Below are 16,628 nucleotides of genomic sequence, written 5' to 3'. Positions count from 1 at the left end.
CGGAGGGATTTGATGCTGTATAGACTTGTTTTCTCTCTACTCCCAGCCGTGTTATTACCACGGCTGGGTTTTTCAACGATTTTTTCCATTGCAATAGCTTCTGTTCTGATAATTGGAACCATTAGCGGTAACAAGGAATGGATACCACAACTGCAAACACTCACTCTTCTGCTTATTTATGCTATCGCTGCCCTTGGATATATGAAAGGACAGGATATTGCATTGTTACAGAGACCTCTTACACTGATAGCCTTTGGTTATCTCTTCCTTGGCACCGAAGGTTTGTCTTTTTCATTCGATTTACTCTTTCCTTCAAGGTTTTCAAAAGTCTTAGCGATTTTATCCTCTGTCATGTTTGGAGGATTTGTTGCTGCCGGCATTTCCATCCTCGCCAATGCCAAGATGGGCTTTTCAGGGATCTTGATTAGTGTCTTCCTGATGACAATGGTGGTCTGGCAGGATGTTCGGAAAATCCTTCAACACCCTTCTGAAAAAGGGGAGTAGTGGTTTGAAAATAGCTTTCTATAGAACAAAAAGCAATAGATACAGTATAGCTGCTCTCCTGGGAGCAACCGAGGATTTGGATTTCTCAGTTGTTTTGGTCGACGATAAGGAAAAACTCAAGTCCCTATCAAGGGACACTTATATAGCACTATCCTTCATGAGCCCGGAAGCGCATGAGCACTTGAGACTTGCAAAAGAGCTCATAAATAAAGGATACAGGGTCATTGCAGGAGGTCCCCATGCTTCTGCCCGTGGCGAACAACTGTTAAAAGCCGGTTTTTTTGCAGTATTTATCGGTGAAGCTGAAGAGAGTTTCCGGACGTTTATCACACGACCAGAGCCTGGATTGTGGAAAACCTCTGAAATAATTGACCTCAACAAATTTCCTCCTTTTTCAATGAAGCATGGGCTCTTCTCTCCCATTGAAATTACGCGCGGTTGCCCTTTCAGTTGTAATTACTGCCAGACCCCGAGACTATTTGGCAGGAGGATCAGGCACAGGAGTTTGGAGCAAATAATCGCTTTCTCAAGAAAAAGTGTTGAACTCGGGCGAAAGGTTGCACGTTTCATCTCACCTAACGCTTTCGGTTACGGCTCAGCAAATGGCGTCATTCCGGACGTAAAGACTATCGAAGAACTGTTGAAGGGTGTTAGAGAGGTCGGAATGAGGGAAGTGTATTTCGGTTCCTTCCCTTCGGATGTTAGACCTGAGTCTGTTACAGAAGACGTTCTTGAGCTCGTTAAAAACTACTGTGACAATCGGACAATTGTTATCGGTCTCCAGAGCGGGAGTGAAAGAATATTGAAACTTTTAAGGCGAGGTCACACCGTTGAAGGAGCAGTGAAAGCCATTGAGCTAATCGCTCGAAAGGGATTCACTCCTTATGTGGATATGATATTCGGTTTTCCTTTTGAAACTCAGGAGGACATTCAAAAATCGCTGGAAATTTCACTGAAGTTACATGAAAAATATGGTGCTATAATCCATGGTCACACGTTCATGCCACTACCTGGAACACCCTTTGAGAATCTAAAAGCAGTGATCTCACCAGAGAATCTGAAGGTCATCGGACGTCTCGCTGCCAGAGGTATAATAAAAGGGCAGTGGCAGAGACAAATAGAGATATCCAAAAAAATCGGTAATCTGGAGGCTTAAAAATGGCTAAAAACAAAATCAGAGTTGGCATTGTTCAATTCTTTTCAGATCCGAAAAACCCCGGTGAAAATCTTGAAAAGGCCGTAACATACATCGAACTGTTAACTGAGAAAAGCATTGATTTGATCCTGCTTCCAGAAATGTTTAACACTGGATACGGTACATCGGAAGAGGTATTGAATAACGCGGTAGAAATGTACGATGAAACTATTGAAACTCTGTCTGCCGTAGCAGATTTTAACGATGTAGCGATCGTTGGTGGAATCGCGAGAAAAGCTGGTAAAGATCTTTACAATTCTACCGTGGTCATGTTGCCCTATAATGATCCACTCTTTTACGATAAGACGCACCTGTTCAGAAAAGAAAAGGAAGTCTTCAAGCCCGGAAAAACGTTGTTTACTTTCAGTTATTCCGGAGTGAATTTTGGCGTTCTCATGTGCTATGAGATTGGCTTCCCGGAAGTTTCAAGAACACTTGTCAAGAAAGGTGCTCACATTCTTCTCGTTCCTTTTGCCTTCGGGAGGGAACGAGAGTTAATATACGAAACCACGACAAGAGCTCGAGCAATCGAGAACGGTGCTTTCCTCGTGACGGCAAGCCAGATTGGCAAAAGCTCTGAGATGGAGTTCATTGGAAGAAGCCGAATAGTTTCACCTGGTGGCAGGTTACTTGCTGATGCAGGAAACGCTGAAGGCATTATATGGGCGGAACTTAACCTCTCTGAAATAGACACATATAGATATACCGAAAAGGGTGATTCACATGGATATTTCGCAAATTTCAGAGAAGATTTATATGAATGAACTTCTGGATATGTTGACAGCTCGGGTTTATTGAGCTAAAATAAGTAGCGAGTGGGCCGTTAGCTCAACAGGCAGAGCGGCTGATTCTTAATCAGTAGGCTGCGGGTTCGATTCCTGCACGGCCCACCAGTTAATTTAAAAAAAGTAAGCGGAGCCTGGCTCCCACCCCCGCCTGAAGCCGAGGGGTCAATAACTATAAGGAGTATTGACAGGCGGGCAATTTCCGCCTTTTTTCTTTGTGAGGTGATGCTTTATAGCTAGGGATGAAAAGAAAATCATTAAGAACACTGACATTCGAACGCCAAAAGTTCGAGTCGTAGATGAAGACGGGGAGCAACTTGGGATTCTTCCAACAGATGAAGCCATTAAGATCGCTCAAGAGAAGAGTCTGGATTTAGTACTTGTAGCACCTAATGCCAATCCTCCAGTTGCGAGGATCATGGATTTCGGAAAGTACAAATACGAAAAAGAAAAGAGAGAGAGAGAAGCCAAAAAACGCTCGAAACAGTCTCAGCTTAAACAGATGAAATTCAGACTTCGTATTGATACTCATGATTTCATGACAAAGGTCAACAGGATAAGAGAATTCCTTTCAAAAGGAAGTAAAGTGAGAGTTGTGATCATGTTCCGGGGTAGAGAAATGGCCTTCAGTGAGCAGGGAGCCCAACTTCTGGAAAAGGTCAGACTTGAGCTTGAAGATATAGCAGAAGTTGACAGAGCACCGAAGATGGAAGGTCGGGATATGTGGATGATACTCAAACCAAAATCACCTCAGGGAGGTAAAGCTGATGGGTAAACTCAAGATGAAAACACACAGAGCCACCGCAAAACGTTTCAAGATAACGGGAAGCGGCAAGGTAATGAGACAACACTCTGGAAGAAATCATAATACAGGCAAGAAGAGCGAAAGTAACAGAAGGGAAGCCAGAAAATGGGAAGAACTTTCCAAAGGTATGGCTAAAAAAGTAAAAAAGAGTCTGGGATTATAATCGATGAAGAGGTGATAAAGGATGCGCGTCAAAGGTGGAATTAACTCGAGAAAGAAAAAGAGAAAATATTTGAAGGCAGCAAAGGGATACAGGGGAGCTCTCAGTAGGAGGTATCGCCTTGCTAAGCAGTACTATATTCGCTCAGGAGTATTTGCCTACTTTGGTAGGAAGCAGAAGAAAAGGGACTTCAGAAAATTGTGGATCACAAGGATCAACGCAGGAGCAAGAATGGCAGGGTTGAAATACAGCGAACTCATCCACGGTCTGAAACTCGCTGGCGTTTCTGTCAACAGAAAGATACTCGCCGAATTGGCCATGAATGATTTTGAGGCTTTTAAGGAATACGTTGAAATCGCTAAAGGAGCACTGACAAAAGTAGAATGAATCAGGGGCATTAGCCCCTTTTTTTTGGAGGAGGTATGCTACGTGGAAATTAAGATGAGTAGAGTAGGTAATATGGCTTTCCACACAAAGACACCTTCGGGGCACGATGTTCATGTTGACGCCAGTCCAGAGGTAGGTGGTATGGATTCTGCTGCCAGACCAAAGGAACTTATGCTCGTTTCGCTGCTAGGGTGTACCTCAATGGATGTAGTCTCCATTCTGAACAAAATGAAGGTAAAAGACTATGAATATGAAATCACCGCCAATGGAGAAATCGCTGAGGAACATCCGAAAGTTTTCACTAAAATAAAAGTCACTTATAAGTTCAAAGGGAAAGACCTCCCCAAAGAAAAAATCGAGAAAGCCGTGAGACTCTCACAAGAAAGATATTGTTTTGCATCCGCAATGCTGAAAAAAGTCTGCGATTTCAGTTATGAAATCGTCTACGAGGAGGCCGAATGATGGCTACTAACCAGAATAATCTTGCAGAAACCATGAAAAAGATAAGGAGTAACATGTCCGATATAAAACATAAAATTCTCGTCATGTCTGGAAAAGGTGGGGTTGGAAAATCCACTGTGGCGACCAACCTTGCCACTGCTCTAGCCGACGAAGGCTACAAAACGGGTATCCTTGACATAGACCTCCATGGTCCCAACATTGTTAAAATGTTGGGACTCAAAAAGAAACCTGTTATGGTGGAAGAGCAGATAATCCCTCCCGAAGTTTTCCCAAATTTAAAAGTCATTTCCATGGCTAGTTTTCTCGAGGAGGATCGCCCGGTAATTTGGAGAGGACCACTGAAGACTTCGGCGATCTACCAGTTCCTTGGAGATGTAGCCTGGGGAGAACTCGATTTTCTGATAATTGACGCGCCTCCAGGAACAGGTGACGAGTCTCTGACGATCATGCAGACTCTTCCAGATGTCAGACCGCTCATGGTTACAACACCCCAGGAAGTTGCAGCTCTCGACGTAAAAAGGGCTTTGACTTTTGCAAAATCCTTGAACAAAAAAACCCTCGGCATCGTTGAGAACATGTCCTACCTCAAATGCCCCAAATGCGGTGAAGAAATCAAACTATTCGGCGAAGGTGCCGGTGAAAGACTCTCAAGAGAATCCTCTGTTCCCCTGTTGGCAAAAATCCCCTTCGATCCCCAGGTTGTTTCAAACGCCGATAGTGGTAAGACCATTATCACACACATGAGAAACTCTGAGCTCGAGCAGGCTTATAGGGCTCTTGTAAAAAACATCATCAATGTACTGGAGGGATAGCAATGCCAAAGCTAAAAACTATGACCCTTGAATGGACAGGGGATTCTGTCGTCTTCGTTGACCAGAGGAAGCTACCACTGGAAGAAGTATATGTGCGATGCACGACACATGAAGAAACGTTTGCGGCAATAAAAGATATGATTGTTAGAGGTGCTCCTGCTATAGGTGCCAGCGCAGCCTTCGGATACGTGCTGGGTGCTAAAGAATTCGATGGAAATTTGAACAGCGACGAAGGTATAAGATATATGGAAAGTGTGAAGGAGAGACTCGCTTCCAGTCGTCCCACTGCGGTAAACCTCTTCTGGGCCCTTGATAGGATGCACAAAAAATTTTTAAACCGGCTTTCATCGGAGAATATTATTGACATTCTCGAAGAAGAGGCTTTGACTATCGCACACGAAGATATTGAGGTGAACAAAGCTATCGGTAAATATGGCGCTGAACTCCTCAGAGACGGCGATACTGTCCTGACCCACTGTAATGCAGGCGCACTGGCCACGGTTGATTACGGTACTGCCCTTGGAGTCATTAGAGCCGCCGTAGAAGCAGGAAAAAAGATCTCTGTATACGCAGATGAGACGCGACCTTATTTGCAGGGTGCAAGGCTCACAGCATGGGAACTCATGAAAGATGGAATAGATGTTACTCTCATCTCCGATAACATGGCCGGTTGGGTAATGAGTCAGGGAAAAATAAACGCTGTTGTGGTTGGCGCTGACAGGATAGCTGCAAATGGTGATGTTGCAAACAAAATTGGCACATATTCTGTGGCCGTTCTGGCTCAGAGACACGGTATTCCATTTTATGTTGCGGCACCATTATCTACAATTGACCTGTTGACTCCAACAGGAAAAGAGATTCCCATTGAAGAGAGAAGCCACAAAGAAATAACCCATGTTCAGGGGATGCAGGTTGCCCCCAATAATGTTAAATGCTACAATCCTGCTTTCGATGTTACCCCATGGAATCTTATAACAGGCATAATTACAGAAAAAGGGGTCGTCAGACCACCTTATGATGTAACATTGAAAAAATTATTTGACTGACCCTGTGGGTCGGTCTTTTATTATAGAGGTGTGATATGACTGGATTCGCGACAGTGGAAAGCTCTGATACCCTGATCCTTTATTCAAACGTCCCCCCCGCGAAACTGTTTATTAACGGCGTAGAAGCGGCTTTTACTCCTCTTTTTCAGGAAGTTAACTGGAAATTGAGATTGAATGAGTCGAAGCTCGATCCCTTCAGCAACATTGAGATCATTCTAAAAAACAATGAAAAAGTTTTCGCTTATCCCGTTGGTATCCTGGAAGACGAGCGTTATAGTTATTCCAAGCCTCTAGGATACAAAATAGACGAAAACGGAACACACTTCAAGTTGTGGGCTCCTGGTCCGGGGGAGATATCCATAGAAGTATTTTCGCCGAACGATTTGAAAAAGCCTGTATATACCCTTCCAACTTTTCTTCAACCCAACGGGTTAAGAATAGCAAAGTTAGAGAAATCTCTGGCAGGATATGCATATCGTTTTAAGATAGAAAGATATGGAGAGACACTTTATACAGTAGATCCCTATGCCCCTTTCTCAATGGTGAACGGCGAATATTCATATATCTACAATCTTGATGAAGCAACACCTGAGAACTGGATAAGCGACAAAGGCCCTGTTCTGAAGGATGCTGTTGATGCCATTGTATACGAATTACACATAAAGGATTTTTCAAGTTCCTGGACGGCTGGTTCAGAATTCCCAGGTAAGTATAGGGCTTTCTACGAAGAATCTTATAGTCCACCATTGAATATCAATACCTGTCTGAGCCATCTTGTAGAACTCGGTATAACTCACGTTCATCTTCTCCCGGTGCATGATTTCAATAGTGTAGATGAAGAAGACCCTTATCAATACAACTGGGGATATGATCCTGCTCTCTTCTTTGTACCGGAAGGCTCTTATGCAACATCACCTTGCGATCCGGTGAACAGAGTTCTTGAATTCAGAAGACTCGTACAGAAACTTCACCAGAATAACCTCGGTGTAGTTCTCGACGTTGTGTTCAACCACACTTATGGTGAAGATACACCTTTTCAGAAGCTTGTGCCATATTATTACTACCGTCTTACACCTGAAGGTGCTTTTTCAAATGGGTCAGGTTGTGGCAACGAACTGGCTACGGAAAGACCAATGGTCAGACACTACATAATAAACGCACTCAAGCACTGGGTAGAAAATTACCACGTAGATGGGTTCAGATTCGATCTGATGGCATTATTGGGCAAAGAAATGATGTTGATCATCGAAAAGGAATTAAAGAGGATAAAGAAAGATATTTTGCTATATGGTGAACCATGGGCAGCTGCACAAACGATCATGAGGGATACCCCCATCATAAAAGGCGAACAGAAAGGGACGGGTATAGCCGTTTTCAATGATGAGATCAGGAACGCATTAAAAGGATATCCTGACGATGGAACCAGGGGTTTTGTGAGTGGCGAATTTACCAAAAGGACAGAGGTAATGAAAGGTATTGTCGCAGAGATAGAATTCTCCGAAGAGCTTTCCGGTTTTGCCAGTGAACCCTCTGAAGTGGTAAATTACGTCTCAGCTCATGATAACCTAACCCTCATTGACAAGTTCCACAAAAGCTGCCCTGACGAAAAATTTGAAAACAAGGCAAAGATGGCTGCACTAGCCCTTGCAATCGTTTTGACATCTCAGGGCATTCCGTTTTTGCACGCTGGCTCCGAGATGTTACGCACGAAGCTTCTCGAAGAGAACAGTTACAAAAGCGGTACTCTCATCAATGAGATCAACTATAACCAGAAATACATCTATACGGATTTCTACAATTACATTAGAGGATTGATTGAACTCCGAAAAAAGGAAAGGTTATTCAGACTGAAAAGCAGTGAAGAAATAAGAAAGAAACTCAAGTTTCTTCCAACCAGGTCATCTGCCGTCATCGCGTTTATCCTGCATGATGAAGAAAAGGAAATCTTTGTTGCACACAATGCATCAAAAAAACCTCAGAAGGTGCTCCTCGACTCTGATGCTTCTTGGGAGATCTTGGTCACAGATTGTAAAATTAACTGGCAGGGATTTGGCAAGGTGTCAAGGGTCATACCTGTTGAAGCTATTTCTACCACTATTGCAATAAAACGAGCAGGAGGGAAATGAAATGTGGGAAAAGCTTATGAAAAACGATCCAGAGGCTTTTGACATTCTCAGCAAAGAACTGAGCAGACAAGAAGAAGGTATAGAACTCATTGCATCGGAAAACTTTGTTTCTGCGGCGGTTATGGAAGCAATGGGTAGCATATTGACAAACAAATACGCTGAAGGATATCCGAAAAAGAGGTACTATGGGGGATGTAAACATGTAGATCTCGCTGAAAATCTGGCTCGTGAAAGAGTTAAGAAGCTATTCGACGCGAAGTTTGCCAATGTTCAGCCCCACTCTGGATCACAGGCAAATATGGCAGCGTACCTCGCCGTAGCCAAACCCGGGGACACGATTATGGGCATGTCTTTGAGTCATGGTGGGCATCTCACTCACGGTTCTCCGGTTAACTTTTCGGGAAAGTTGTTCAACGTCATCTCCTACGGAGTAGATCCTGTCACAGAAATGATCGATTACGATGTTGTGGAGAAACTTGCCCTTGAAAACAAACCAAGGATTATCATTGCTGGCGGGAGTGCATATTCCAGAATAATAGATTTCAAAAGATTCAGGGAAATAGCTGATAAAGTAGGGGCTTATCTTATAGTGGATATGGCCCATTTCGCCGGACTCGTTGCGGCTGGCCTCTATCCTAATCCTGTCGATTTCGCCCATATAGTCACTTCGACGACTCATAAGACTCTTAGAGGTCCAAGAGGCGGACTCATCCTAACAAATGACGAAGAGCTCGCTAAAGCTATTGATAAGAGTGTATTTCCGGGAACTCAGGGCGGTCCTCTGATGCATGTTATTCTGGCAAAGGCTGTGGCTTTCGGCGAAGCGCTCAAGGATGATTTCAAAGAATACCAACAAAACATCATATCAAATGCTAAAACCCTTGCACGAGAGCTTGAGGAGAGGGGGCTGAGAATCGTTTCTGGTGGCACGGATACACACCTCTTTTTGGTCGATCTCAATCCTAAGGGTGTCACAGGTAAAGCTGCCGAGAAGGCACTCGAAAGGGCAGATATAACGGTAAACAAGAACACCATTCCCAAAGAAACTCGCTCTCCATTTGTAACAAGCGGTATCCGCATTGGAACGCCCGCAGTTACCACCAGAGGAATGGGTAGAAACGAAATGGGTATCATTGCCGATTTGATAGTCAGGATACTGGATAGCATCGAAGACGAAAAGGGAAACCTTCCTCAAGAAGTCATCGAAGGAGTCTCCAGAGAAGTTCATGAACTCACCACTCGCTTCCCACTTTACAAAGACCTGTTCCGAAGGGAGGCGTGAGGATGGACAACCTTGTTATAGTCAACCATCCTCTAATACAGCACAAACTTACTATTTTAAGAGACATTAGAACTGGACCCAAAGAATTCAGGGAACTGACAAGAGAGATCACTCTGTTGTTAACGTATGAAGCAACACGCCATATAAAGACGCATGATACAGAAATCGAAACTCCCATATGCAAAACAACCGGAAAGATGATTGAGGATAAGAAGGTTACCGTTGTTCCAATTCTTCGTGCTGGTCTCGGGATGATGGAAGGAGTCCTTTCACTTATGCCCAATGCATCCGTTGGTTTTGTTGGCATATATAGAGACCCGGAAACCATCCAACCCGTTGAATACTATGCGAAACTTCCTAAGATCACTGATAGCGAGATCTTCGTTCTCGATCCGATGCTGGCCACCGGAGTTTCTTCTGCCGCAGCCATTGATTATGTAAAAAGGGCAGGTGGGAAGAAAATCACCCTGATGTGTCTGATATCATCTCCCGAAGGTATTTCTTTTATAAGTTCAAAACATCCAGACGTGAAGATATTCACTGCTTCCCTGGACGAACGGTTAAACGACCACGCTTACATTGTTCCAGGCTTGGGTGACGCTGGCGATAGGCTCTACAGAACAAAGTAATTGGAATCACTCATAAATACGGGAGCATCGGCTCCCGTTTTTATTTCTCGAGGATTTAAGTGGTAGAATTATGATTGGAACACCTTCCCTGAAACTCTATAGCAAAAGAGGAAAATGTTTTACTGTGTATTTCAGGATTTTATCATTATCATAAACCAATAAAAAGAAGGGAGGGAGCTGGCAATTAACTCTCAAATGGAGGTTTGCCAGCGTCGTTATGAAGCGTTTTCTCATCGTTCTAATTTCTATTAGCTTACTGTTCCTTTTCGCTGCATGTTCCGCTGAAAAAACCACACCCACGTTACCCCAAGAGGGAACGAAAAACGCAGAAACCGCTATTGAAGATGACATGGTTCAGGTAGTTTTTGCCGTCACTCTTCCTGAAGGTACACCGGAAGGAGATGACATATTCATTGCCGGGAATTTCAATGACTGGAATCCCTCAGACGAAAATTTTAAGATGGAAAGAACCGGAAAGACGGCACGCCTTGTTGTCAGTTTGCCCAATGGCATGGAGTTGGAGTACAAATATACTCGCGGGGGCTGGGACAAAGTCGAAAAAGGAGCTGGCGGCGAAGAGGTGGCCAACAGAAAAACAACTGTCAAATCTCTTCTTGTATTGACCGACATAGTGGAGAACTGGGCCGATAGCATACCTGAAAAAACGGCAGAAAAGCTGGAAGCACCAGCTGTTGAATCGGAAGAAAATCTCGTCTCCGTGACATTCAGGGTCTCGTTCCCGACCAATACTCCAGATGGACCAGTATACATTGCGGGAAGTTTTAACAACTGGGACCCCGGTAATCCTGATTACGAAATGAAGCGCTCTGGAAACAATGCGGAAATTACCTTATACTTACCGGAAAATAGTACTATCGAGTACAAATACACCCGGGGTGATTGGGGAAAAGTTGAGAAAGGCGAAGTTGGCGAAGAGATCACCAACAGGAGCATTGAGGTTAAAAATGGTCTTGTTGTCGAGGACATAGTAGCCTCCTGGGCAGATGTTGCCCCTGAAGTTAAAACAGAAGTGCCGGCTGGGACCCCAGCTAAAATTACCTTTAAAGTGCACCTTCCGTGGAATACTCCGCCTTACGATGATATTTATATAACCGGGACTTTCAACGGCTGGACAACTGGAGATCCAGAGACGATTCTGGAAAGGACAGGAGATATCGCAACTATAACCCTCGATGCAAAGGTCGGCGACAGAATAGAATACAAATATAACCGCGGTAATTGGGATACTGTCGAAAAGGATATTGAAGGTAATGAGATCCCTAACAGGGTGCTCATCGTTGACGATGTGGAAATTCTCCAAGAGGACACTGTAGAGTCCTGGATAGATGTACCATACGAGGAACCACCGTCTTCTGACATCGAAAAACCTGAAGAGGATATCCCAAGTCCAGAAAGCATTCTGGAAAAGGCTCTGCCGGCAGATAATTCAAAGGAGCCATTAAAAGTCGTTCTTATATGGCACCAGCACCAGCCCCTGTACAAGATACCCGGCACACTTGACTACGAGATGCCCTGGGTAAGAGCTCACGCAGTTAATGATTACCCGTACATGGCAGACCTGATCGATAAATATCTCACCCGTGGTAGCGTAACCATTAATCTGGTACCCAGTCTACTTCTCCAGCTAAATGATTACCTGGATAATGGAGCAATGGACAAATACCTCAAACTTTCTTTCGAAGCAGAGCTTACGCCTGAAGATAAACAGTTCATTATAGACCATTTCTTTGATATAAACCCGCGATTCGTTTCCAAAAGCGAACGTTACTCAGAGTTAATGAAGAAGAAAAACCGTGGTGAAGAGTTCAGTGATCAGGACATACTCGATTTAAAAGTATTGTGGAATCTACACTGGATTAATATCGAATACATAATGGCTGATGAGCAGCTAACCCGACTCCTCAATAAAGACAGAGGTTACACTTTCGATGACCTACTTTACGTTATTAACAAACAGCTCGAAATAATGGGCACTGTTGTTGAAAAGCATAAGAAACTTTGGGAATCCGGAAAAGTGGAGCTGATAACGTCGCCCTTCTATCACCCAATTCTTCCAATCCTAATAGAAAAAGGCTGGAAAGAAGATGCCTATAACCAGATTGAGCGTGGTCTGGAATATTTCCAGAAGTTATTCGGGAAACGCCCGGAAGGTATGTGGCCTTCCGAACAAGCCGTTCATAATGAACTTATACCGATCTTGAATGAATTCGGGGTTAATTGGATAGTAACGGACAAAGCTATATTGCAACTGGCTGGCGTGGATACCGGCGACTACAGAAACCTTATGAAACCATACAGAGTCGTCAACGGAAATAGTGATGTAGTAGTGTTCTTCAGAGATACAGACCTCTCTGACAGAATAGGTTTTAAATATTCAACGATGAGTGCTGAAAGAGCTGTTAAGGACTTTATATCGAGACTTCATGAACTCCAGCATTTGAATGATACAGGAAAAGCCGTTATAACCATTGCCCTCGATGGTGAGAACGCTTGGGAGCATTACCAGAACAATGGAAACGATTTCAGAAAATTACTGTATATGACACTCTCAAAAGACGAAAGCATCGAACTCCTTACACCCAGTCAATACATAGAAAAATACGGCGTTGATGACACCTTGAATTACCTTCCCACCGGTTCGTGGGTCGGCGGTAGTCTTGACACGTGGATCGGTGAAAAGGAAGAAAACGAGGCCTGGGACAGGGTAGCAGCAGCTCGAAAGGCTCTTATGGAAGTTAAGGATTCTCTATCGGTTGATCAGCTTGAACTTGCCCTTGATGCCCTTTATACAGCAGAAGGTTCTGACTGGTTCTGGTGGTACGGTGTTGATCAAGATGCAGGAAACAACGAGGTACTATTCGACATGGCCTTCAAGAAAGCCCTCGTGCAGCTCTATCGCGCCATTGGTACACCTGAAGAAAAAATTCCATCCTACCTGTTCGTGGTAAACAAGAAACCTGCTCCTTCGACCAGTGGAGCCATCGGTGTTATTACTCCCAGGATAGATGGAATAATTGAAGAAGGCGAGTGGGCAAAATCGGCCTACTACAAAGATGCTGACGTCTCAACCATGGCAGCTGCTGACGACCTCATTGCAGGTTTTTACGTTGGCAGAGATGCCGCTAATATCTACCTGGCGGTGGAGCTCAAGCGCGATCCCAGATCGCTAGTAGGTGAACCCTTGTATCTGGAAGTATATACGGACTTACCTGATGCGAAAAAGATAAACATTACTCCTCGCTATCCCTTCAAAGATGAGAAAGATTCTTTTGGATTCACACTTGCAAAAAGATTCCTGGTGAGTTTCAGAACCTGGAAGTCAAGACCAGGAAGGCTGTCTAACTACAATGCCACTGGAAATGGGAAATGGTCCGTAGACCCTGAATTCCCATCCATTGAAAACGGCGCTGCGATCGGTGAAGTTGTGGAAATCAAAATTCCGCTCGATGCTCTTGGAGTAAAAACCGGGCAGGAATTCAACTTCGCCATTTCTATAAGCAATTCCAGGGAAAAGGTTCTCCTCGATTATGCACCAAAGAGCGGTCCTGTTCACGTTCAAATCCCACAGGCTGTCACTGGAAAGGTCGTTGCGTTTATTGAAGATCCTATCGGTGACGATTATGGATTCGGAACCTACAACTATCCTCTCAACACAGCCTTCGAACCATACAAAGGCCTCTGGGACATTGAATGGCTGAAGGTACTGGAAAATGACCAGGCTATTGTTTTCCAGTTCAAGTTCGTAGAAATGACAAATCCATGGAACGCTCCGAAAGGCTTCTCACATCAACTCATAAACCTCTATCTAGATGTAAAAGAAGGCGGCAGAACTGATACCTATGCAGAAGGTGCACGTGTTGCCTTTTCTACTGAGTACCCGTGGGATTATTTCATTAAAGTTGCTGGCTGGCCTTCTTATGGTCAGCTATTCGCAACAGCCGATGGTGAAGAGATTCCCGATGTTCTCAAAGTGGAAGCTGATCCCGGTGAAAAAATCATCAACATCATTGTGAGTAAGGCTGCTCTCGGTGATTTCGAAGACATGGCGCTATATGTTCTATCGGGAAGTCAGGATGGCTATGGACCCGATAATTTTAGGGCTGTAACACCCGAACCATCCGAATGGACTCTCGGAGGATATCCCCTCGATGCCGGTGATTTTGCACCGTTTGTACTGGACATAATTGTCCCTGAGGAAATAACTCAGGAAGAAGTTCTTTCATCATACGATAAACACTCTGAAAAGTATGCAACCCTCATTCCTGTTATCATTGATTTTTGAAAGGTGAGCCCTTATTGAGGCGGGGCGGAAAGCCCCGCTTTAATATGTTAAACATGGAGGTGTCTTATGACGGGGAAACTTACTGTTATTGTGGGGCCGATGTATTCTGGGAAGACCTCTGAACTCCTTTCGCTAATAGAAATATATACTTTGGGGAAGAAGAACTACCTTGTCTTTAAGCCAGCCATAGATGTCAGGTATTCCGAAGAACATATTGTTAGCCATACGGGCTTGAAAGCTCCAGCAATAAGAGTTTCCGACTCTATTGAGCTCTTTGAAATCTTCAAAGAAAAACAGGGATCTCTCGATGCAGTGTTCATCGATGAAATCCATTTTTTTGAGGCTGACATCATTCAGGTAATTGAAAAAATAATTTATTCGGGTGTCAACGTATTTTGTGTAGGGCTTGATATGAGCTATAAACATCGTCCTTTTATTACAACAGCACAAATAATGGGAATTGCTGATGAAGTGATAAAGAAAAAGGCAGTGTGCCATATATGTGGCGAATACAAAGCCGTAGTTTCTTACAGAAAAGTAGAGGAGACAGATAGCGAAATCGATGTGGGTGGTATGGAGAAGTATATCGCCGTTTGCAGAGACTGCTACTCAAAATTAACGGGGAAATTCAAGCAATAAATATTTATAAAACGATACAATATCGTTAAATAGTCACACTGAATTGGCAATTAATTAAGTATATAGGCACTATAGCAGAAACATCATGTTAACACTCATGGGTGATAATTTGCTGAGATAAGTTAATTAACAAAAAGGGATATCCATCAGGATATACCGGAGGTGTTTTTTGTGTTTGAAAATTTACAAGAAAAGCTAAACAGGGTTTTCAAATCCCTGAGCGGAAAAGGAAGAATATCGGAAAAGAATATAAAGGAAGCAGTAAGACAGGTAAAACTCTCATTGCTTGAAGCTGATGTTAATTTCAAGGTCGTTAGAGAATTCATAAAAGCCGTGCAGGAAAAAGCCCTCGGAGAAGATGTTCTGAGTAGCCTCACCCCCGATCAGCAATTCATAAAAATTGTTAGAGATGAGCTCGTAAAAGTTCTTGGCGAGAAAAACGTGGGACTTTCTCTTTCTTCAAAGCCAGCGAAAATCATGATGGTTGGCCTTCAAGGAAGCGGTAAGACTACCAGTTCTGCAAAACTCGCCGCAAAATTCAAAAAAGAGGGTAAAAAGCCCCTACTTGTCGCGGCAGATGTATATCGTCCTGCTGCCATAGATCAGTTGATACAACTTGGCAAGCAAATAGATGTTCCTGTTTTCGTTGGTGATAGAAAGAATCCTATAAGAATAGCGAGCGAAGCTATGGCAGAGGCTATAAAAAATGTCCACGATGTGGTCATTTTCGATACGGCCGGTCGCCTCCATATTGACGATAAAATGATGGAAGAGCTAAAAGAAATAGCCAAGATCCTGAATCCCGATGAAATCCTCATGGTAGTCGATGCCATGACAGGTCAGGATGCCGTAAATTCGGCAAAGGTTTTCAACGAAACACTCGAACTTACTGGTTTCGTGATTACAAAGCTTGACGGTGATGCTCGTGGTGGTGTTATTCTTTCGATACGTCACGTGACAGGAAAACCAGTAAAGTTCATAGGTGTTTCTGAAAAAATTGATGGTATCGAACCTTTCCATCCCGATCGTGTAGTTGGAAGAATACTAGGAATGGGTGACGTCCTCAGCCTTATCGATAAAATCCAGCAAAACGTTGACATGGAAAAAGCTAAAAAACTGGAAGAGAAGTTCGCAAAGAATAGATTTGACCTTGAAGACTTTCTTGAACAGCTACGCGAAATAAAGAAAATGGGACCCATCGCTGAACTCATGGAAATGATTCCCGGTGTACCGAAAGATGTTGATCTTTCTTCGGGGGAAAAGAACCTAAAACAAACCGAAGCGATAATAAGTTCTATGACGAAAGAAGAACGCAGAAACCCAAAAATCATAAACTATAGCAGAAAACTCCGCATCGCAAAGGGTAGTGGTACAAACCTCACCGAGGTCAATAAGGTATTGAAATCTTATGACCAGATGCGAGCCATGATGAAAGCAATCAACTCAAAAAAATCGAAGTTTTCAAAGTTATTCAAAGGTTTGCCATTTTAATT

General features: G+C 43.6%; 15 protein-coding genes and 1 tRNA gene. All 16 read left to right on the top strand.

Translation table 11 applies throughout. From position 1 onward, the window contains the following. Positions 1-12: 12 nt before the first annotated feature. A complete protein-coding gene (locus IX53_RS04100) occupies positions 13-504 on the top strand; it encodes a hypothetical protein (protein ID WP_047754264.1) in 492 nt (163 codons plus the stop codon). After that, positions 461-1,660 carry a TIGR04013 family B12-binding domain/radical SAM domain-containing protein gene (locus IX53_RS04095; RefSeq protein ID WP_245612760.1) on the top strand — a complete coding sequence of 400 codons (1,200 nt, stop codon included), beginning with the start codon at positions 461-463 and terminating at the stop codon, positions 1,658-1,660. The genes IX53_RS04100 and IX53_RS04095 overlap by 44 nt, the downstream gene beginning before the upstream one ends. Positions 1,661-1,662: 2 nt before the next feature. Continuing rightward, positions 1,663-2,463 carry a carbon-nitrogen hydrolase family protein gene (locus tag IX53_RS04090; protein ID WP_053001167.1) on the top strand — a complete coding sequence of 267 codons (801 nt, stop codon included), beginning with the start codon at positions 1,663-1,665 and terminating at the stop codon, positions 2,461-2,463. 53 nt (positions 2,464-2,516) lie between these two features. After that, positions 2,517-2,592, top strand: a tRNA-Lys gene (locus tag IX53_RS04085). Positions 2,593-2,716: 124 nt separating this feature from the next. After that, the gene (gene infC / locus IX53_RS04080; RefSeq protein WP_053001166.1) at positions 2,717-3,259 is read left to right on the top strand and encodes a translation initiation factor IF-3; all 543 of its coding nucleotides are present in this window, start codon (positions 2,717-2,719) and stop codon (positions 3,257-3,259) included. Beyond that, complete coding sequence (rpmI, locus tag IX53_RS04075; protein ID WP_047754262.1) at positions 3,252-3,452, top strand: 50S ribosomal protein L35; 201 nt, start codon at positions 3,252-3,254, stop codon at positions 3,450-3,452. Before infC ends, rpmI begins: the two co-directional genes overlap by 8 nt. Positions 3,453-3,473: 21 nt before the next feature. Beyond that, positions 3,474-3,836: a 50S ribosomal protein L20 gene (gene rplT / locus IX53_RS04070; RefSeq protein WP_047754261.1), complete on the top strand. Its 363-nt coding sequence runs from the start codon at positions 3,474-3,476 to the stop codon at positions 3,834-3,836. 42 nt (positions 3,837-3,878) lie between these two features. Further along, complete coding sequence (locus IX53_RS04065; RefSeq protein ID WP_245612759.1) at positions 3,879-4,298, top strand: OsmC family protein; 420 nt, start codon at positions 3,879-3,881, stop codon at positions 4,296-4,298. After that, on the top strand, positions 4,298-5,110 hold the full coding sequence (locus tag IX53_RS04060; RefSeq protein WP_047754260.1) for an Mrp/NBP35 family ATP-binding protein: 813 nt from the start codon (positions 4,298-4,300) through the stop codon (positions 5,108-5,110). Before IX53_RS04065 ends, IX53_RS04060 begins: the two co-directional genes overlap by 1 nt. Positions 5,111-5,112: 2 nt before the next feature. Next, positions 5,113-6,156 (top strand): S-methyl-5-thioribose-1-phosphate isomerase, encoded by a 1,044-nt coding sequence (gene mtnA / locus IX53_RS04055; RefSeq protein ID WP_047754259.1) that lies wholly within the window; start codon positions 5,113-5,115, stop codon positions 6,154-6,156. 35 nt (positions 6,157-6,191) lie between these two features. Continuing rightward, positions 6,192-8,282: a type I pullulanase gene (gene pulA / locus IX53_RS04050; RefSeq protein ID WP_053001165.1), complete on the top strand. Its 2,091-nt coding sequence runs from the start codon at positions 6,192-6,194 to the stop codon at positions 8,280-8,282. Between the two features lies 1 nt (position 8,283). Beyond that, positions 8,284-9,564, top strand: coding sequence for a serine hydroxymethyltransferase (gene glyA / locus IX53_RS04045; RefSeq protein ID WP_047754258.1), 1,281 nt, complete (start codon positions 8,284-8,286; stop codon positions 9,562-9,564). Between the two features lie 2 nt (positions 9,565-9,566). Next, on the top strand, positions 9,567-10,193 hold the full coding sequence (gene upp, locus IX53_RS04040; protein ID WP_047754257.1) for a uracil phosphoribosyltransferase: 627 nt from the start codon (positions 9,567-9,569) through the stop codon (positions 10,191-10,193). A gap of 217 nt (positions 10,194-10,410) precedes the next feature. Further along, positions 10,411-14,496 (top strand): glucodextranase DOMON-like domain-containing protein, encoded by a 4,086-nt coding sequence (locus IX53_RS04035; RefSeq protein ID WP_053001164.1) that lies wholly within the window; start codon positions 10,411-10,413, stop codon positions 14,494-14,496. Positions 14,497-14,562: 66 nt separating this feature from the next. Then, positions 14,563-15,135, top strand: coding sequence for a thymidine kinase (locus IX53_RS04030; protein WP_047754256.1), 573 nt, complete (start codon positions 14,563-14,565; stop codon positions 15,133-15,135). Positions 15,136-15,306: 171 nt separating this feature from the next. Further along, positions 15,307-16,626, top strand: a complete 1,320-nt coding sequence (ffh, locus tag IX53_RS04025) for a signal recognition particle protein (protein ID WP_047754255.1) — start codon at positions 15,307-15,309, stop codon at positions 16,624-16,626. Positions 16,627-16,628 lie beyond the last annotated feature (2 nt).

Source organism: Kosmotoga pacifica (assembly GCF_001027025.1).
GTDB lineage: Bacteria > Thermotogota > Thermotogae > Petrotogales > Kosmotogaceae > Kosmotoga_B > Kosmotoga_B pacifica.
Note: the sequence above shows the minus strand (reverse complement) of the source record. Positions and strands in the feature narration are given on the sequence as shown.

Coding starts and splice junctions, on each gene's coding strand:
- pulA (WP_053001165.1), top strand. CDS start 6,192: ATGACTGGATTCGCGACAGTGGAAAGCTCTGATACCCTGATCCTTTAT.
- rplT (WP_047754261.1), top strand. CDS start 3,474: ATGCGCGTCAAAGGTGGAATTAACTCGAGAAAGAAAAAGAGAAAATAT.
- mtnA (WP_047754259.1), top strand. CDS start 5,113: ATGCCAAAGCTAAAAACTATGACCCTTGAATGGACAGGGGATTCTGTC.
- glyA (WP_047754258.1), top strand. CDS start 8,284: ATGTGGGAAAAGCTTATGAAAAACGATCCAGAGGCTTTTGACATTCTC.
- rpmI (WP_047754262.1), top strand. CDS start 3,252: ATGGGTAAACTCAAGATGAAAACACACAGAGCCACCGCAAAACGTTTC.
- IX53_RS04060 (WP_047754260.1), top strand. CDS start 4,298: ATGGCTACTAACCAGAATAATCTTGCAGAAACCATGAAAAAGATAAGG.
- upp (WP_047754257.1), top strand. CDS start 9,567: ATGGACAACCTTGTTATAGTCAACCATCCTCTAATACAGCACAAACTT.
- IX53_RS04095 (WP_245612760.1), top strand. CDS start 461: ATGTTCGGAAAATCCTTCAACACCCTTCTGAAAAAGGGGAGTAGTGGT.
- IX53_RS04035 (WP_053001164.1), top strand. CDS start 10,411: ATGAAGCGTTTTCTCATCGTTCTAATTTCTATTAGCTTACTGTTCCTT.
- IX53_RS04090 (WP_053001167.1), top strand. CDS start 1,663: ATGGCTAAAAACAAAATCAGAGTTGGCATTGTTCAATTCTTTTCAGAT.
- IX53_RS04100 (WP_047754264.1), top strand. CDS start 13: ATGCTGTATAGACTTGTTTTCTCTCTACTCCCAGCCGTGTTATTACCA.
- IX53_RS04030 (WP_047754256.1), top strand. CDS start 14,563: ATGACGGGGAAACTTACTGTTATTGTGGGGCCGATGTATTCTGGGAAG.